Consider the following 17764-nt stretch of genomic DNA (forward strand, 5'->3'; position numbering starts at 1 on the left):
TCTCCCCCGGACCCGCCGGGAGGTCATGTCTCCCGGGAGAGCCCCCACCGGGTCCGCAGCGGAACCCGCTCGTCGGTGGCCACCGCCGCCGCGCCGTCCGTGACCGTCTCGTAGACGGCCAGGATGTCCGCGCCCACGGTCGACCAGTCGAAGCGGCGTACGTGCGCCGAGCCGCGGGCGCTCAGTTCCGCCCGCCGCGCCGGATCGCGCAGCAGCCGTACGGCGGCCGCGGCCAGGGCGCCCGCGTCCTCGTTGGCGAAGAGCTCGCCCGCCGCGCCCTGGTCCAGGACCTGCGCGAACGCGTCCAGGTCGGAGGCGAGCACGGCGGCGCCCGCCGAGAGGGCCTCGACGAGGATGATCCCGAAGCTCTCGCCGCCGGTGTTGGGCGCGACGTACACGTCGACGCTGCGCAGCAGCCTCGCCTTGTCCTCGTCGGAGACCATGCCGAGGAACTCGACGCGGGAGCGCAGGTCGGCCGGGAGGGAGGCCACCGCCTCCTCCTCGTCGCCGCGGCCCGCCACGAGGAGCCGTACGTCCGGGCACTCCTCGACGATCCGCGGGAAGGCAGCCATCAGCACCGGCAGGCCCTTCCTCGGCTCGTCGATGCGGCCGATGAAGCCGAGCGTGCTCGTGCCCCACTCCTCCTTGGGCTCGGCGGAGGCGAAGAAGTCCACGTCGACGCCGTTGGGGATCACGACCGCGTCGCCGCCGAGGTGCTCGACCAGCGTGCGCCGCGCGTACTCGCTCACCGCGATCCGCGCGCTGATCTTCTCCAGCGCGGGCTGCAGGATCGGGTACGCCGCGATCATGGCCCGGGAGCGCGGGTTCGAGGTGTGGAAGGTGGCCACGATCGGCCCCTGCGCCGCCCAGCAGGACAGCAGCCCCAGCGAGGGCGAGGCCGGTTCGTGGATGTGGATCACGTCGAAGACCCCGTCGTGCAGCCAGCGCCGCACCCGGGCCGCCGAGAGGAACCCGAAGTTCAGGCGGGCCACCGAGCCGTTGTACGGCACCGGCACCGCCCGCCCGGCCGAGACCACGTACGGGGGCAGCGGGGTCTCGTCGTCGGCCGGGGCGAGCACCGAGACCTCGTGGCCGAGGCGGATCAGGTGCTCGGCGAGGTCACGGATGTGGAACTGGACCCCGCCCGGTACGTCCCAGGAGTAGGGGCACACGATGCCGATCTTCACAGCGCGCGCTCCTCCAGGTCGTCCAGCCACAGCCGCTGCAGCATGTGCCAGTCCTCGGGGTGCTCGGAGATGCCCGACGCGAAGGCGTCCGCGAGCGCCTGGGTCATGGCGGCGGTCTTCTCGGTCCGGGTGCCGGTCCGCGGCACCGCCACCTCGGGGTGGATCCGGCCGTACATCGTGGGCGTGTCCCCGTAGTACAGGGTCGCCGGGAGCAGCACCGCCCCCGTCTGCTGCGCCAGCAGGGCCGGGCCGGCCGGCATCCGCGCCGTGGAGCCGAAGAAGTCCACTTCCACGCCGGAGGCCGACAGGTCGCGGTCCGCCACGAGGCAGACCAGCCCGCCGGAGCGGAGCCGGCGGGCGAGGGTGCCGAAGGCGGCGCCGCCGGTGTGCGGCAGGACCTCCATGCCGAGGCTCTCGCGGTAGGCCACGAAGCGGTCGAAGAGGGTCTCGGGCTTGAGCCGCTCGGCGACCGTGGTGAAGGGGACGCCGAGGTGGCCGACGGCCCACGCTCCGGCGAGGTCCCAGTTGGCCAGGTGCGGCAGCGCCACGACGACCCCGCGGCCGGAGGCGAGGGCCTCGCGCAGGATGTCTTCGTCCTTCATCCGGACGTCCTGGCCGAAGCGGCTGGTTTCCATCGTCGGCAGCCGGAAGGACTCCATCCAGTACCGCATGTACGAGCGCATCCCGGCCTGCGACAGCGCGCGCAGCCGTTCCGGCGAGGCGTCCGGCACCACCCGGGCCAGGTTCGACTCCAGCCGCAGCACGCTCTTGCCGCGCCGCTTCCACGTGAAGTCCGCGATGCGCCGGCCCAGGGCCACCGCCGCGGGCTCGGGGAGCTTCTTGACCCCGGCCCAGCCGAGCCCGTACAGGCCGTCGACCAGCTTCTCCCGCGCCGTCCCCATCAGGCAGCGCCGCCTTCGGCGACCGCGGCGGCGGCGTCGGCCTCGGCGGCCTCGCGGCGTACGGTGACCACCCGCTGGATCAGGGTGACCAGCGAGCCCACGGCGACGATCCACAGCGCGATCGGCAGCAGCACCCCGATCCAGGAGGGCACGCCGAAGGTCTGGAGTCCGGACAGGCCGGCCGCGACCAGCGAGATCACCAGGCGTTCGGCGCGCTCGATGAGCCCGTTGACGGCCACCGGCAGGCCAATCGATTCGCCGCGCGCCTTGGTGTACGAGACCACCTGGCCGCTGGCCAGGCAGAAGATCGCGACCGCGCACAGCACGTTGTCGTTCCCGTTGCCCGCGTACCAGAGCGCCAGGCCGCCGAAGATCGCCGCGTCCGCGACCCGGTCGAGGGTGGAGTCGAGGAAGGCGCCCCACCGGCTGGAGACGCCGGCCTGGCGGGCCATGTTCCCGTCCACGAGGTCGGAGAACACGAACAGGGTGATGGTGATCGTGCCCCAGAAGAACTCGCCTCGGGGGAAGAAGACCAGCGCGCCCGCCACCACTCCGGCCGTGCCGATCAGGGTGACCGCGTCCGGGCTCACCCCCCGCCGGAGCAGAAAAGCGGCGAATGGCGTGAGAACACGCGTGAAGAATGCACGCGCGTACTTGTTCAGCATGGCCTTCCCGGAGGGTCGCTGGGCCGCACGGCCACATCGGCCACCGGCTGGCCCATCGTAGCCAGCGCCCCGGGCGCCCGGTGCCGCGCACCCACCGGTTCGTGCCGGACAATCCGCGCGCCGTGCCCACGTCACTCTCCGGACAGCCCTCGGTACGACGTATGGACGGAGTGTGACGGCAGTGCAAAGCTCGAAGGGCCGCGTTTCCTGCGGAACAACTTCTTCCGCACCTGGACATCCCCCTCACCGTCCCAACCGGGAGGTACGAGCATCATGGGAGCCACCTCACACCAAGCCGGGGCCGCCGGCAGGGCACTGACGGCCGACCGCCCCTCCTCGATACGGAACGTCGTGCTGGTCGGCCACAGCGGAGCCGGTAAGACCACCCTGGTCGAAGCCCTGGCCTTGACCGCGGGCGCGGTGGGCCGGGCGGGCCGGGTCGAGGACGGCGGGACCGTCTCCGACTACGACGAGATCGAACACCGCCGCCAGCGTTCCATCCAGCTCTCCCTCGTCCCCGTCGAATGGGGCGGGATCAAGATCAACATCCTGGACACCCCCGGATACGCCGACTTCGTCGGTGAGCTCAGGGCCGGTCTGCGCGCCGCGGACGCGGCCCTCTTCGTCGTCTCGGCCGCCGACGGCATCGACGGCGCGACCCGCATGGTCTGGGACGAGTGCGAGGCCGTGGGCATGCCCCGGGCGATCGTCGTCACCCATTTGGAGGCAGCCCGCGCCGACTACGCCCAGATGACCAGCGTCTGCGGCGAGGTCTTCGGCGCCGAGGACCCCGACCGCGTGATCCCCCTCTACCTGCCCCTGTACGGGCCGGCCGGGCACGACGGCCACGCCCCCGTCGCCGGCCTCCTCGGCCTGCTCTCGCGGCGCGTCTACGACTACACCTCCGGCGAACGCGTCGAACGCGACCCGGAGCCCGACGAGCTCGCCCTCATCTCCGACGCGCGCGCCCGCCTCATCGAGGGGATCATCGCCGAGAGCGAGGACGAGGGCCTGATGGACCGATACCTGGGCGGCGAGGACATCGACCTGGGGACCCTCGTGGACGACCTGGAGCGCGCGGTCGCCCGCGGCACCTTCCACCCCGTCCTGATGGCCGCCCCCGCCGCCGAGGGCTCCCGCCAGGGCCTCGGCACCGTCGAACTCCTCGAACTGGTCACCGGCGGGTTCCCCACCCCCCTGGAACGGTCCGCCGTCGCCGTCACCGCCCCGGACGGCGCCGCCCGCCCCGACGCCACCTGCGATCCCGACGGGCCGCTGGTCGCCGAGGTCGTCAAGACCTCCTCCGACCCCTACGTCGGCCGGGTCTCCCTGGTCCGCGTCTTCTCCGGCACCCTGCGTCCCGAGGAGACCGTGCACGTCAGCGGGCACGGCCTGACCGACCGGGGCCACGAGGACCACGACCTGGACGAGCGCGTCGGCGCCCTGTCCTCCCCCTTCGGCAAACAGCAGCGCACCCTCACCCGGGCCATCGCCGGGGACCTCGCCTGCGTGGCCAAACTCACCCGCGCCGAGACCGGCGACACCCTCTCCGCCAAGGACCGGCCCCTCCTCATGGAGCCCTGGCCGATGCCCGACCCGCTGCTCCCCCTCGCCATCGAGGCCCACAGCAAGGCCGACGAGGACAAGCTCTCCCAGGGCCTGGCCCGGCTCGTCGCCGAGGACCCCACCATGCGGCTGGAGCAGAACCCGCACACCCACCAGGTCGTCCTGTGGTCCCTCGGCGAGGCCCACCAGGACGTCGCCCTCGAACGGCTGCGCATCCGGTACGGAGTCCAGGTCGACGCCGTGCCGCACCGGGTCAGCCTGCGCGAGACCTTCGGCGCCAAGGCCTCCGGCCGCGGCCGCCACGTCAAGCAGTCCGGCGGGCACGGCCAGTTCGCCGTCTGCGAGATCGAGGTCGAGCCGCTCCCGCCCGGCAGCGGCGTCGAGTTCGTCGACAAGGTCGTCGGCGGCTCCGTGCCCCGCCAGTTCATCCCCTCCGTGGAGAAGGGCATCAGGGCCCAGGCCGCCCGCGGGCTCGCCGCCGGCTACCCGCTGGTCGACGTGCGCGTCACGCTGCTCGACGGCAAGGCGCACTCGGTGGACTCCTCCGACGCCGCCTTCCAGACGGCCGGCGCCCTCGCCCTGCGGGAGGCGGCCGCGGAGGCCCGGATCCACCTCCTCGAACCGGTGGCCGAGCTCGACGTGACCGTCCCCGACGAGTACGTCGGCCCCGTCATGAGCGACCTCGCCGGCCGCCGCGGCCGTGTCGTCGGCACCGAACAGGCCGGCCCCGGCCGGACCAGGGTGCGCGCCGAGATCCCCGAGATCGAGATCGGCCGGTACGCCCTGGAGCTGCGCTCCGTATCGCACGGCACGGGCCGCTTCGGCCGCTCGTACGCCCGCCACGAACCCATGCCGCCGCAGCTGGCGGACAAGATGCGCGAACAGGCCGAGAAGGGGAACTAGTTGACATAGCACACCGGAGGCCGCCCACCCAACCAGCTTGCGGTGGGCGGTATTTCCCTGTCCCATGACCATGGGGCAAGCCGCGCCGATAGGCTCTTCGGCGCGGCGCAGGAGCACAGACGCACAGCGATGGGGGCAGCGGTGGCGGACGACGGATTCGACTTCAGGCCCGGCGCGCAGATTCCGCTCCAGGGCAACGGCGGGCAGACGGCGGCGACCAACGCGCTGGCCTCCGCCGCGTACCGGGACGGCGGCAAGGACACCAAGCTGGAGGCCATCCTCGGCGCCGACAGCGATCTCCACAAGTCGACGGTGAAGGCCGGGAAGCTCTCGCTCCTCGAACCCAGCCTCGGCGAGGCCTTCTGCCGCGCCGTGGAGGCCCGGACCCTCGGCCCGGGCCGCAAGCCGCTCATCCAGTCCTTCGGGGCCGACCCGCAGACCGTCGTCGAGCACTGCCTGGCGGCCTCCCGCATCCGCAAGGTACGGGACCGCAAGCTGCGGCTGATCATGCTCGTGTGCGGGGTGGTCTTCCTGCCCGGACTGCTGCTGTGGCTGGGCCTGTTCCAGCTCCGCAAGACCCTGGCCTCCGGGACGGGCAAGCGCGCCTCCTGGCTCGGCACGGTGCTGCTCGTCGGCTTCGCGCTGATCGTGGCCGTGCTGATGTTCCGGCTGCCCTTCACCGGCTTCCTGGGCATCTACCTGCGCGCCATGATCATCGCCCCGGCGCTGGGCTGGTTCTTCGCCCGCCGGATCTGCCAGGCCACCGCCGTCGACCTGCGCTCCCGCTGGGAGGGCCTGCTGTCGGGCGGCGGGGTCGCCGCCAAGATCCCGGAGGCGGTGCCCGGCAACCCGGACGAGAAGGCCCGCGAGGACCTGCGCCACTCCCTCGCCAAGCTCACCGCCGAGGACCGCAGCAACTCCGTGTTCTACGCCGGCCCCAAGGGCATCCTCGGCATGGGCACCCGCTGGGGCAGCTGGCAGATGGCCGAGGAGCTGGCCCCCAAGACCGAGGGCGCCGAGATCCACCCGTTCCGCAGCTGGGACGTCATACGCGCGGTCGACACCGAGCTGCGCAAGCTGGAGCGCGGCCCGCTGCACACCGGCGGGTTCCCGGCGGCCTCCATCAAGCACTGGATCGTCACGCCGATCGGCGAGGGCGCGACGGAGGTGGCGCGGCCGTCCGGCGAGGGCGTCGACACCTTCGTCGTGAAGCCGCACGAGATCACCCGGATCTGCAACGAGCAGCAGTTCAGCGCCGGCGACCGGCACTACCTGGGCATCCAGTACCCGCTGTGGGACGGACAGCTGGTCATCAACATGCTGGTGACGGTCACCGTGCTCTACAAGACGCTGCGGGTGGACGTCACCGCGCACGCGCTCGGCCCGGTGCACGGGCTGTTCACCACGAAGCCCAAGACGCCGACGGTCGAGGTCCCCAAGTCGATCCGGTTCTGGGAGACCGTGGAGCGCCCGCTGCCGCTGGTCGACACCATGGAGGTGGTGCGGGTGACCGCGCGCGCCCCGCTGACCTGGTACCCGCCGCTCCTGGAATTCCTCGGCGGCAAGCTGGCGCTGCCGGAGCCCTTCGGCCTGCGGCACGTCTGGGCCGGATCGATGTGGCGCCACCGCTTCATGGCGGACGACGCCCTGCGTACGGTCGCCCCGGTGCTGCGCGCGGTGCACGCGGCCGCGTTCCGGGTCCTGGAGGAGAACGGCTGCGACACCGAGCGCTTCACCAACCGCTCCTCGATCATGAGCGGCATCATCCAGGAGCCCTCGCCGCGCAAGGCGGACGTGTACGAGTGACGAGCGGTCCCGTACGCGCCGACGGGACGTACGGGTACCAGGGCCTGATCCGGAAGACGGGCCCTAGCCGACGGGCCAGGCGTCGGCCAGCATCTGGCGGGTGTCCGCGAGGAGTTGCGGGAGCACCTTGGTGTGGCCGACGACCGGCATGAAGTTCGTGTCCCCGCCCCAGCGCGGCACGATGTGCTGGTGCAGGTGCGCGGCGATGCCGGCGCCGGCGGCCGCGCCCTGGTTCATGCCGATGTTGAAGCCGTGCGCCCCCGACGCCTTGCGCAGCGCGGCCATGGCCCGCTTGGTGAGGTCCGCCAGCTCGGCCGTCTCCGGCCCGTCCAGCTCGGTGTAGTCGGCGACGTGCCGGTACGGGACGACCATCAGGTGTCCGCCGTTGTACGGGTACAGGTTCAGCACCGCGTAGACGTGCTTGCCCCGGGCGACGACCAGGCCGTCCTCATCGGACATGTCGGGAATCCCGCAGAAGGGACAGCCGTCCCCGGCCTCCGGACCGGTCGGCTTGTTCTCCCCCTGGATGTAGGCCATCCGGTGGGGCGTCCACAGACGCTGGAACGCGTCCTGCGTGCCCACACCGATCTGCTGCTCCGGCTCAGTCGTCATGGCATGCAGCATATGACCTTGCCCCCGCTGGGCGTGTCGCCGGGGCGAAGGCAGGTGGCGGGGCCGCGATGCTGGGTCCATGCACGCAGAAGCCGAGAGCCGCGACGTCGCCTGGGAGCACCGTACCGAGATCCCGCTCTTCTACCTCTCGCTGGTCTTCCTCGCCGGGTACGCGGTCCGCGTGCTCGCCCACGCCCACTCCCTCTGGCGCGACATCGCCGCGATCACCGTCGTGCTGACCTGGCTCTGCTTCGTCGTGGACTACGTGGTGCGGCTGGTCCTGAGCCGCCAGCGGCCGCTGCGGTTCGTCCGCCGCCACTGGCTGGACACGTTGATCGTCATCCTGCCGACGCTGCGGGCGCTGCGCATGGTCAAGGTCCACGACGCGGTCATGGCCAAGAGGCAGGACCGCCCGCGCCGCAGCCTGTACCCGCGCGTGATCACGTACGCCGGCCTCTCGTCGCTGCTGCTCGGCTTCTCCGGCTCGCTGGGCCTGTACGACGCCGAGCGGCGGGACCCGCACTCCCCGATCCAGACGTTCGGGGACTCGCTGTGGTGCGTGGTCCAGACGCTGACGACGGTCGGCTACGGAGACGTGGCCCCGGTGACCCTGTCGGGCCGGCTGATCGCGACCACCTTGATGATGTTCGGTCTGGGTCTGCTGGGGGCGGTCACGGGTTCCTTCTCGTCCTGGCTGATCCAGATCTTCCGCCGGGGCGACGAGGAGGAGCCCCCGGGGGACGAACCGTCCCCGGGGGCTCCTCACTGACCCGACCGCGTCGCTCAGACCTGGACGCGGTCCGCGACGACCTTGGCCAGCTTGGCCAGGGCCTCGTCCTTGGCGATGCCGTTCTCCTGGGAACCGTCGCGGTAGCGGAAGGAGACGGTGCCCGCGGCCATGTCCTCGTCACCGACGATGATCATGAACGGGACCTTGAGCTTCTGGTGGTTCCTGATCTTCTTCTGCATCCGGTCGGAGGAGGCGTCCACCTCGACCCGCAGGCCCTGCTTCTTCGCCTCGGCGGCGAACTCCTGCAGGTACTCGACGTGCCCGTCACCGATCGGGATGCCGACCGCCTGGACCGGGGCCAGCCACGGCGGCATGGCGCCCGCGTAGTGCTCCAGCAGCACCGCGAAGAACCGCTCGATGGAGCCGAACAGGGCGCGGTGGATCATCACCGGGCGCTGACGGGAGCCGTCGGGCGCGGTGTACTCCAGGTTGAAGCGCTCCGGCAGATTGAAGTCCAGCTGGACGGTCGACATCTGCCAGGTACGGCCGATGGCGTCCTTGCACTGCACCGAGATCTTCGGGCCGTAGAAGGCGGCGCCGCCCGGGTCCGGGACCAGCGGGAGGCCCTGCTTCTCGGCGACCTGCGCGAGGACGGCGGTGGCCTCCTCCCACGCCTCGTCCGAGCCGACGAACTTCTCCGGGTCCTTGGTCGACAGCTCCAGGTAGAAGTCGGTCAGACCGTAGTCGCGGAGCAGGTTCAGCACGAAGGTGAGGGTGCGGTCGAGCTCCTCGGCCATCTGCTCACGGGTGCAGTAGATGTGCGCGTCGTCCTGGGTGAAGCCGCGGGCGCGGGTCAGGCCGTGGACGACGCCCGACTTCTCGTACCGGTACACGGTGCCGAACTCGAAGAGGCGCAGCGGCAGTTCGCGGTAGGAGCGGCCGCGCGCGTCGAAGATCAGGTTGTGCATCGGGCAGTTCATGGGCTTGAGGTAGTAGTCGGTACCACCGTCGAGCTGCATGGGGGGGTACATGCCCTCCGCGTACCAGTCCAGGTGGCCGCTCTTCTCGAAGAGGGCGCCCTTGGTGGCGTGCGGGGTGTAGACGAACTCGTAGCCCTCCTCCTCGTGCCGGCGGCGCGAGTAGTCCTCCATGGTCCGGCGGATGATGCCGCCGCGCGGGTGGAAGACGGCGAGGCCGGAGCCGATCTCGTCCGGGACGGAGAAGAGGTCGAGCTCGTTGCCGAGCTTGCGGTGGTCGCGCTTCTCGGCCTCGGCGAGGAAGTCGAGGTGGGCCTTCAGCTCGTCCTTCGACGGCCACGCGGTGCCGTAGATGCGCTGGAGCATCGGGTTCTTCTCGCTGCCGCGCCAGTAGGCGGCCGCGTTGCGCATCAGCTTGAACGCGGGGATGTTGCGGGTGGTGGGCAGGTGGGGACCGCGGCAGAGGTCCTTCCAGCACAGCTCGCCGGTCTTCGCGTCGAGGTTGTCGTAGATGGTCAGCTCGCCGCCGCCCACCTCGACGTTCGCGCCGTCGTCGGTCGAGGCCGCGCCCTTGATGCCGATGAGCTCCAGCTTGTACGGCTCGTCGGCGAGCTCCTCGCGGGCCGCCTCGTCGGTGACGACGCGGCGGGCGAAGCGCTGGCCGCGCTTCTGGATCTCCTGCATCTTCTTCTCGATGGCCTTGAGGTCATCGGGGGTGAAGGGCTTCTCGACGTCGAAGTCGTAGTAGAAGCCGTTCTGGACCGGCGGGCCGATGCCCAGCTTGGCCTCGGGGAACAGCTCCTGCACGGCCTGCGCCATGACGTGCGCGGTCGAGTGGCGCAGGATGTTCAGGCCGTCCTCGGAGGAGATCTCCACCGGCTCGACGGTCTCGCCGTCCCGCACCTCGTACGCGAGGTCCTTCAGCTCTCCGGCGATGCGCGCGGCGACGATGGTGCGCTCGCCGGCGAAGAGCTCCGCCGCCGTAGTGCCCGTGGCCACCACGCGCTCGTCCCGCTCGGAATCGCGTTGGATGATCACACGGACGTCTGACACCGGTCTCTCCTGACTCAGGGGGTGCGCGAGCGAACACTGCGCGCCTGAATCGTACCGAGCCGAGCGGCCGCGCCGCTAAACGGTTACGGCCGCCCCGCCCGCGCTGGCTACCGTGGGCCCCGCACCGCTCCCCCACGAACCCGCGAAGGGACCCCTCCCGTGCCGACCCCGCCCGTCCGCCCGCTGGACCTGACCGACGACCGGACCGCCCGGGCCGTCCACCGGATCGGCCTGGCCGCGTACGCGGTCGAGGCGGAGCTGATCGGCTTCGACGGCATCCCCGCGCTCGGCGAGAGCCTCGCGGACCTGCGGGCGCGGCCGCTGCGCTGGCTGGGGGCGGTGGGCGCCGGGGGCACCGTTGACGGGTTCCTGGCCTGGGAGGAGACCCCGCCCGGGGAGCCGGTCCGCCTGGACCGGCTGTGCGTGGACCCGGCCCGGTTCCGCCGGGGGATCGCCTCCCTGCTGCTGCGCCACGCGCTGACGGAGCTCTTCGCGGGGCGCCTCGTGGAGGTCACCACCGGCGCGGCCAACGCCCCCGCGGTGACCCTGTACGAACGCCTCGGCTTCGTCCGTGGCGCCGACTTCTCCCCCGTCCCGGGCCTGACCATGGCCTCCTTCGGCCGCCACGGCTGAGCCCCGGCCCGCCGGGCCCGGCGCCCTACTCGTCGTCCGGCAGCGCGTCGGCGGGGTCGAACGCGGCGTCGAGCGACTTCATCAGCCGGTCCCGCTCCACCTCGTCCAGCGGTACGGGCGTCACGTCCGTCGCGTCGGAGAGCCGGCGGAAGCCGCCCCGGCGCTGGAGCCGGCCGCTGACCCGGACCGGCAGGCCCACCAGGTGCGCGTGGCCCGCGATGCGGTACGACTCCTCGTCCAGCGCGGCCCTGACGTAGGGGACCTCCGCTCCCGCCAGCACCCGCAGCCGGACCGTCCCCCCTCCCCCGGCGGCCTTGCGCCGCATCCGGACCACGGCGCCGGCGAGCCGGACCGGGACGGCGGGTTCCGCCCGGGTGTAGCGCGCGGCGGCCTCCCGCAGCACGGGCAGGTCGCCCGGGGAGAACTCCACCGGCTCCGGCCGCGCCGCGCACCCCGCCGGGACCCCGGCCGCCGGCGCCCACGCCAGCGCGACCCGCGCCCCCTCCGAGCCCCGGACCAGCGCGATCAGCGCGTCCGCGAGCTCCCGGCTGACCCCCGCCCCCACCGCCGCGTCGAAGGCCTCCATGCCGCCGGTGGCCCGCTGGTAGTCCACCGCCTCCCGCGCCGCGTGCAGCGCGTGGTGGAGCCGGGTCATCGCGCCCCGGCCCCCGTCCACCGGGACGTACGCCGTCAGCCGCCGCCCGCCCGGCGCCGGTCCCACCAGCACCCCCTCCAGGGCCCGTTCGGCCTGCGCCCGGTGCCGCGCCCCGTAGTACCCGGCGCGCGCCCGGTCCGCGAGGGCCCCGGCCAGCAGCAGCTGCCGGGCCGCCGAGCGCAGCTGTTCCTGCACCGTCCAGTCGGCCTCGGCCCGGAAGCCGTGGGGGCCCTCCGGTATCTCCCGCTCCCACCGGATCTCGTCGCTCGGCACGCTCAGCCCGTACAGCACCTCCCGCGCCGACGGCAGGGCGCTGCGCGCGAGGGCGCCGAGCGCCTCCTCCAGCAGGTCCGCGCAGTCGGGGAAGGCCCGGGTCTCGGGGACGAGCAGGCTGGTGCCGCCGTGGCCGGGCGGGCTCCAGCGGCCGTAGCGTCCGGCGGCCCCGCCGCGCCGCAGCCAGCCGTGCCGGTGCAGCAGCGCGCCCAGCACCGCCGGATCGACGAGGGCCGGGTCCGGGGTGCCCGCGGTGAACTCCGGGGACGACAGCGGCTCCAGGTGCGGTGAGTGCCAGTTCATCAAGGTGTCCCTCCCGACCCGACCCGGGTCATGATCTCGCACAGCGCCCGGTCGTCGAAGATCCGCGTGGTCGGGATCCGTACGGTGGTCCGGCGGCGACCGGTCACGGGGTGTCCGGCGAGGTTGGTCCAGTAGCAGCAGTGGCGCAGGTCGAGCCGGTCGTGCCCGGCGGACAGCCACTGGTCGCGCTCCCTGGGCACGAGCATCACGACCAGGATCTTGTGCACGGCGACCGGGCTCCGGGCGAGTTTCACCAGGTGCTCGTTGTCCAGGGTGAAGCCGAAGGTGGGTCCGGCCGGTCTGGGCGGTACCTGGTAAGTCGCCTTCAGCTGCACCTTGATGGTGACCTCGTCGTCGACGACGTGTTCGGGTGCGCCGTGGCTGACGTGCCAGTCGATGCCGTTGTCCGGGAAGGGCTGGGACAGCGAGCAGCCGGCCGCGGCGGCGACGGCGTGCAGATAGCCCACCTGGAGGGTCTCCATGCAGGCGGTGGTGGCGAGTGTGCCGCGCAGCGGTCCGGTCCGCGCGTCGGGCCGCGGATCGATCCGTCCCGCCAGCACCCCGCCCGGTTCGGGCTGCGCGAGCGCCATGGCCGGCTCCCCATGCCTTCCGGGCTCTGCCGAATGAGGGTGGAGTGGTGGGTGGGGTGACGACCGGTCATGTGTGCGGTCCCCCAGGAAAGTTGTCTCCGTACCCGGCCGCCCGCAAACGGCGTACAGCGCAAACAGCCCGGGTATCACCGAATCGGGCAACGGTGGCGCGTCATGGGTGCGCCCCATCTGCCGATCGGGGACGAGGAGTTCACCATGACGCGCTGGTACGAGGGGCCGCTGGCCGCATTCGACACCGAAACCACCGGGGTGGACGTGGAGCAGGACAGGATCGTGTCCGCCGCGCTCATCGTGCAGGAGTGCGCGGGCGGCCGGGTCCGCTCCACCCGCTGGCTGGTCAATCCCGGCATCCCGGTTCCCCCGGGGGCCACGGAAGTGCACGGACTGACCGATGAGCACCTCCAGCGGCACGGGCGCTGGCCCGCGCCGGTGGTGGAGGAGATAGCCCGCGCGCTCGGCGAGCAGCTGATGGCGGGGCGACCGGTGGTGGTGATGAACGCGCCGTTCGACCTGACGCTGCTGGACCGGGAGTTGCGCAGGCACCGGGCGTCTTCGCTGGCCCGGTACCTGGACAACCGGCCGCTGACGGTGCTGGATCCGCGGGTGCTGGACAAGCACCTGGACCGCTACCGCAAGGGGCGGCGGACCCTGACGGACCTGTGCGCGCACTACGGGATAGAGCTGGAGGACGCGCACGACGCGGCGGCGGACGCGCTGGCCTCGCTGGAGCTGGTGCGGGCGGTCGGGCGCCGGTTCGCGGCGCGGCTGGAGCGGCTGACGCCGGGCGAACTGCACACGCTGCAGACGGTGTGGCACGCGGCGCAGGCGCGCGGGCTCCAGGCGTGGTTCGCGCGCCAGGGGACGCCGGAGTCGGTGGATCCGCACTGGCCGCTGCGACCGGAGCTGCCGGCGGCGGCGTAGTCGCGCTGGGGTGACGCGGGCGACCGGGTCCGGGAATGCGGAAGGCCGGTCCGTCATCAGACGGACCGGCCTGTCCCGGTGGGCGATACTGGGATCGAACCAGTGACCCCTTCGGTGTGAACGAAGTGCTCTCCCGCTGAGCTAATCGCCCGGGAACGGGTTGAACAATACAAGAGCCTGCGGGTCGGTTCAAACCGCTTCCGGCGCCGCGTCCGCCGCGGTGGGTACTCAGTGGCGAGATGAGTAGCCGCGCCCATGTGCCGATGCCGTGACCGGCGCCACACTCCCCACCATGAACACCCCTCTGCCGCCGGCCGACGAGCTGGCGCTCATCGATCGCGAGTTGGGCCAACTCGACGCCCGGCGCCTGCACTTGCTCGCGCGGCGGGACTGGCTGCTGCGGCAGCCGGCCCCCTTGGCCTGGGGCGCCCCGGCCGCCGCGGCGGCTCCCGGGCGCCCGGAGGAGGCCTCCGCGCCGGGCGCGCAGAACCTGCTGCTGACCCTCGGCGCCGTACTGCTCGCCGTGGCCGCGCTCGCGTTCACGCTGGTCAGCTGGGGCTCCCTCGGGATCGGCGGCCGCTCGGCGGTCCTCGCGGTGGTGACGGCCGCCGCACTGGTCACGCCCGCGCCGCTGCTGCGCCGCGGCCTGCGGTCCACGGCCGAGTCGGTCGCGGCCGTCGGCCTGCTGCTGACGGTGCTGGACGCGTACGCCCTGTTCGCGGTCGGCATGCCGGGCGCCGCCGCCGGCACCGCCGCCGCCTACGCGGCCGGGGCGGCCGCGGTGCTGGCGGCGGCCTGGGCCGGGTACGGGCGGGCGCTGCCCGCGCTGCGGATCCCGCTCCCGGCGGCGCTGCTGACGGCGCAGCTCCCGCTCCCCCTGGCCGCGCTGGCCGCGGACGCGGGCCCGGCGGAGCTGGGCTGGGCGCTGCTGGCGACGGCCGCGCTGGACCTGGCCCTGGCGGCGGCCGCCCCGGGCCGGTGGCCGGCGCGGGCGGCGTGGATCCCGGCGGCGGCGCTGGGCGCGGGCGCGCTGTTGATCGGGCTGTCGGAATCGGCGGTGGCGGCCTCGGCGGCGGAGGCGGCGGCTCCGGCGGCGCTCCTGGCGGCGGTGGCCGCGCTCGGTGTCGCGGCGGCCTGGCGGATCCCGGGGGCCTGGCCGGCGGCCACGGCCGGCGGGCTCGCCGCGGTCGCGGCGCTCGGCGGGACGGCCCGGCCGGAGCTGGCCCCGGGCTGGGCGGTGGTCACCCACCTCGCGCTGGCGCTGCCGCTGCTCGCGGCGGTACGGGTGACGGCGCTTCCGGAGCCGGTCCGCCTCGGGCTCGCCCGGGCCGGGGCGGGCATCGCCGGCCTGGCCGCGCTGTGGGGCTGCGCGGCGGCGGTGACGGCGCTGGCGGCCCGGCTCCGGGTCCTCGACGAGGTCTGGGCGGCCACGACCCCGGCCGCGGGCGTCCCCCTGGCCCAGCCGGGCGCGGCCGCGCCGGTCGCGCTGCTGCTGGCGGCCGGGGCGGCCCGGTGGCTGTCCCGGACGCTGCCGGGCCGCCCGGAACCGGCGGCGGCGGCGGTGGCCCTCGGGTGGGGCGGGCTGTTCACGGCGCCGCTGGCGCTCGGGCTCCCGGTGGCGGCGGTGCTCGCCGCGCAGCTCGCGGTGACGGCGGCCGCCGGGGTCCTCGCGCTGCGCTCCCCGGACCGGCCCACCGCGATCGCGGCCGGGGCGGCCGCGCTCCTCGGGGCCGGGAACGTGTCCCTGGCGGCGCTGGACGGCCGCGCGGCCACCTTCGCGGTGCTCGGCCTGCTGGGCGCGGGCTGCGCGGCGGGAGCGGCGTACGGGCCCGCTCCGCGCTGGGCCCGCTCGGGGGCGGCGGCGCTCGCCGTCGGGTACGGCACGGCCCTGGTGGTGGCCCTGAGCGCGCTGACGGACCTGGCGGCGCCCTGGTGGGCGCTGCCGGTGCTGGCGGTCCCCGCGGCCGTGACGGCGGCCGGGCCGGGGCTCGGCGCTCAGCGGCTCGCCGCCGAGGCCGCGGCGGCCGTGGCCGGGGCCCTCGCCCTGGCCCTGGCCTGCGGGGACGCCCCGGTACTGGCCCTGGCGCTGGCGCTGGCCGGGGTCGTCTGCGCGGGCTCGGCGGTCCGGGCGGACCGGCGCGCGCTGGGCTGGGCGGCCGGGGTCCTGTTCGTGGCGGCGGCCTGGGTCCGGCTGGCCTCGGCCGGGGTGGGCGCGGCGGAGGCGTACACGCTGCCGGTGACGCTGCCCGCGCTGGCGGTGGGGTTCCTGCGCCGCCGCCGGGACCCGGCGGCCTCGTCCTGGACGGCGTACGGCCCGGGGCTGGCGGCGACGCTGCTGCCGAGCCTGGCCGCCGCCTGGGGCGACCCGCACTGGCTGCGGCCGCTGCTGCTGGGGGCGGCCGCGCTCGGGGTGACCCTGGCGGGCGCGCACCGCCGGCTGCGGGCCCCGCTCCTGCTGGGCGGCGGCACGCTCGCGGCGGTGGCCCTGCACGAGCTGGCCCCGTACGTGGTCCAGGTCGTCGACGCGCTGCCCCGCTGGCTGCCGCCGGCCCTGGCGGGTCTGCTGCTGCTCGCGGTGGGGGCCACGTACGAGAAGCGGCTCCGGGACGCCCGGCGGCTGCGCTCGGCCCTCGGCCGCCTGCGCTGACCGGGGCCCGGGCCGGGGCGGGACGACGGGGCGGCCCGGGCCCGGAAACGCCAGAGGCCCGGAGACTCAAAGAGTCTCCGGGCCTCTGGTCCGGGTGGGCGATACTGGGTTCGAACCAGTGACCCCTTCGGTGTGAACGAAGTGCTCTCCCACTGAGCTAATCGCCCGGACGCACCGCAAACATTACCGCATGTCAGCGGTGCTCTTTGACCATGCCCGGACGGCCCCGGCCGATCACTGGTCCTTGAGGTTCCACGGCAGGGTCAGGCCGTACTTCCACAGGTAGAAGCCGATCAGCGCGCCCGCGATCGCGAGGCCCACGCTGGTCAGGATGATGTTGCGGCGGCGGACCTTGGGGTCCAGGGCCTTCTGCGCGGCCTCGCTCACCTTGCGCTTCGTCCAGCGCAGCACGAGGTGGGCCCAGGCGAACTCGGTCGCCCAGATCGCCAGGCCGGCGAAGATCGCCACCCAGCCCGGTCCGGGCAGGACCAGCATGGCGATGCCGGCTCCGATGACGGCCAGGCCGACGACGAAGACGCCGACCTGCCAGCTCAGGTGCAGGCTGCGGTTGGCCTTGATGAAGGCAGGCGCCTTGGAGACGTGCGGCGCCTCCTGCGCGTCGGGCCCGGCGGTCGCGCCGTCCGGTCCGGCCGGTGCGGACTCGTGGGTTCCGTGGTCACTCCCCGTATTCATGCGCCCGAATCTACCGGAGCCGGAAGCACACGTGAATGCCGCTTTGGATCCGCCGTCCGAGGGACCCAAGGGTCCGCAAAACGGTCAGAGGGGTTTACAACGGCACCGTAGGTGGCATGTCGATTTCGCCGACGTGCGAATCCCCGAGCGCACACTGAGCGAAAGGCCCTGGCGCTTATGAACACCACGGTCAGCTGCGAGCTGCACCTGCGCCTCGTTGTGTCGAGCGAGTCCTCACTGCCTGTTCCCGCGGGCCTGCGGTATGACACGGCCGACCCCTACGCCGTGCACGCCACCTTCCACACCGGCGCCGAGGAGACGGTCGAATGGGTATTCGCCCGCGACCTCCTCGCTGAGGGTCTCCACCGGCCCACCGGTACCGGCGACGTCCGCGTCTGGCCGTCCCGCAGCCACGGTCAGGGGGTCGTCTGCATCGCCCTGAGCTCACCGGAGGGAGAAGCGCTGCTCGAAGCCCCCGCCCGAGCACTCGAATCGTTCCTCAAGCGGACGGACGCCGCGGTCCCACCCGGGACCGAGCACCGGCACTTCGACCTCGACAAGGAGCTCTCCCACATCCTGGCCGAAAGCTGAGCCAGCTCCGACGAGTGCCTGACCGCGCGACACCGT

Annotated in this window: 15 protein-coding genes and 2 tRNA genes; 7 read left to right on the forward strand and 10 right to left on the reverse strand. The window is 73.4% G+C overall.

Annotation, left to right across the window (positions count from 1 at the left end):
- Positions 1-23: 23 nt before the first annotated feature.
- Genes EES41_RS08625 through pgsA form a run of 3 tightly spaced genes read right to left on the reverse strand, consistent with a single transcriptional unit; the run spans position 24 to position 2754 of the window.
- Complete coding sequence (locus tag EES41_RS08625; RefSeq protein WP_123077015.1) at positions 24-1187, reverse strand: glycosyltransferase family 4 protein; 1164 nt, start codon at positions 1185-1187, stop codon at positions 24-26.
- Complete coding sequence (locus tag EES41_RS08630; protein WP_123077017.1) at positions 1184-2089, reverse strand: phosphatidylinositol mannoside acyltransferase; 906 nt, start codon at positions 2087-2089, stop codon at positions 1184-1186. The genes EES41_RS08625 and EES41_RS08630 overlap by 4 nt, the downstream gene beginning before the upstream one ends.
- On the reverse strand, positions 2089-2754 hold the full coding sequence (gene pgsA / locus EES41_RS08635) for a phosphatidylinositol phosphate synthase (RefSeq protein WP_008740487.1): 666 nt from the start codon (positions 2752-2754) through the stop codon (positions 2089-2091). The genes EES41_RS08630 and pgsA overlap by 1 nt, the downstream gene beginning before the upstream one ends.
- 273 nt (positions 2755-3027) lie before the next feature.
- On the opposite strand from pgsA, the gene EES41_RS08640 reads away from it, so the two are divergent.
- Both EES41_RS08640 and EES41_RS08645 read left to right on the forward strand, forming a co-directional pair.
- The gene (locus EES41_RS08640; protein WP_123077019.1) at positions 3028-5223 is read left to right on the forward strand and encodes an elongation factor G-like protein EF-G2; all 2196 of its coding nucleotides are present in this window, start codon (positions 3028-3030) and stop codon (positions 5221-5223) included.
- Positions 5224-5364: 141 nt separating this feature from the next.
- The gene (locus tag EES41_RS08645; RefSeq protein WP_100582404.1) at positions 5365-7029 is read left to right on the forward strand and encodes a hypothetical protein; all 1665 of its coding nucleotides are present in this window, start codon (positions 5365-5367) and stop codon (positions 7027-7029) included.
- Positions 7030-7092: 63 nt separating this feature from the next.
- Here EES41_RS08645 and EES41_RS08650 read toward each other — a convergent pair whose 3' ends face one another.
- Positions 7093-7653 (reverse strand): HIT domain-containing protein, encoded by a 561-nt coding sequence (locus EES41_RS08650; protein ID WP_123077021.1) that lies wholly within the window; start codon positions 7651-7653, stop codon positions 7093-7095.
- A 67-nt stretch (positions 7654-7720) separates the two neighbouring features.
- Between EES41_RS08650 and EES41_RS08655 the strand changes: the two genes are divergently transcribed.
- Positions 7721-8410: a potassium channel family protein gene (locus EES41_RS08655; protein ID WP_123077023.1), complete on the forward strand. Its 690-nt coding sequence runs from the start codon at positions 7721-7723 to the stop codon at positions 8408-8410.
- Positions 8411-8424: 14 nt separating this feature from the next.
- Here the strand turns inward: EES41_RS08655 and thrS are convergent, their stop codons facing one another.
- On the reverse strand, positions 8425-10401 hold the full coding sequence (gene thrS, locus EES41_RS08660) for a threonine--tRNA ligase (protein ID WP_123077025.1): 1977 nt from the start codon (positions 10399-10401) through the stop codon (positions 8425-8427).
- A gap of 159 nt (positions 10402-10560) precedes the next feature.
- Between thrS and EES41_RS08665 the strand changes: the two genes are divergently transcribed.
- Positions 10561-11034 (forward strand): N-acetyltransferase, encoded by a 474-nt coding sequence (locus tag EES41_RS08665; protein ID WP_123077027.1) that lies wholly within the window; start codon positions 10561-10563, stop codon positions 11032-11034.
- Between the two features lie 25 nt (positions 11035-11059).
- Here EES41_RS08665 and EES41_RS08670 read toward each other — a convergent pair whose 3' ends face one another.
- Both EES41_RS08670 and EES41_RS08675 read right to left on the reverse strand, forming a co-directional pair.
- Positions 11060-12265, reverse strand: a complete 1206-nt coding sequence (locus EES41_RS08670) for a hypothetical protein (RefSeq protein ID WP_254211383.1) — start codon at positions 12263-12265, stop codon at positions 11060-11062.
- The gene (locus EES41_RS08675) at positions 12265-12855 is read right to left on the reverse strand and encodes a DUF4365 domain-containing protein (protein WP_008740498.1); all 591 of its coding nucleotides are present in this window, start codon (positions 12853-12855) and stop codon (positions 12265-12267) included. The genes EES41_RS08670 and EES41_RS08675 overlap by 1 nt, the downstream gene beginning before the upstream one ends.
- Positions 12856-13071: 216 nt before the next feature.
- Here EES41_RS08675 and EES41_RS08680 point away from each other — a divergent pair, with 216 nt between their 5' ends.
- The gene (locus EES41_RS08680; RefSeq protein WP_123082351.1) at positions 13072-13797 is read left to right on the forward strand and encodes a 3'-5' exonuclease; all 726 of its coding nucleotides are present in this window, start codon (positions 13072-13074) and stop codon (positions 13795-13797) included.
- Between the two features lie 79 nt (positions 13798-13876).
- On the opposite strand, the gene EES41_RS08685 is transcribed toward EES41_RS08680, so the two are convergent.
- Positions 13877-13948 (reverse strand) — tRNA-Val (locus tag EES41_RS08685).
- Between the two features lie 141 nt (positions 13949-14089).
- On the opposite strand from EES41_RS08685, the gene EES41_RS08690 reads away from it, so the two are divergent.
- Entirely contained in the window at positions 14090-16444 is a 2355-nt protein-coding gene (locus EES41_RS08690; protein ID WP_123082352.1) for an SCO7613 C-terminal domain-containing membrane protein, read from the forward strand.
- A 95-nt stretch (positions 16445-16539) separates the two neighbouring features.
- Here the strand turns inward: EES41_RS08690 and EES41_RS08695 are convergent.
- Both EES41_RS08695 and EES41_RS08700 read right to left on the reverse strand, forming a co-directional pair.
- Positions 16540-16611, reverse strand: a tRNA-Val gene (locus tag EES41_RS08695).
- Between the two features lie 67 nt (positions 16612-16678).
- Positions 16679-17137: a TIGR02611 family protein gene (locus EES41_RS08700; RefSeq protein WP_073774585.1), complete on the reverse strand. Its 459-nt coding sequence runs from the start codon at positions 17135-17137 to the stop codon at positions 16679-16681.
- 177 nt (positions 17138-17314) lie between these two features.
- On the opposite strand from EES41_RS08700, the gene EES41_RS08705 reads away from it, so the two are divergent.
- Positions 17315-17728 carry an SsgA family sporulation/cell division regulator gene (locus tag EES41_RS08705; RefSeq protein ID WP_030011909.1) on the forward strand — a complete coding sequence of 138 codons (414 nt, stop codon included), beginning with the start codon at positions 17315-17317 and terminating at the stop codon, positions 17726-17728.
- The last annotated feature ends 36 nt before the right edge of the window (positions 17729-17764 follow it).

The organism is Streptomyces sp. ADI95-16 (genome assembly GCF_003721495.1).
GTDB lineage: Bacteria > Actinomycetota > Actinomycetes > Streptomycetales > Streptomycetaceae > Streptomyces > Streptomyces goshikiensis.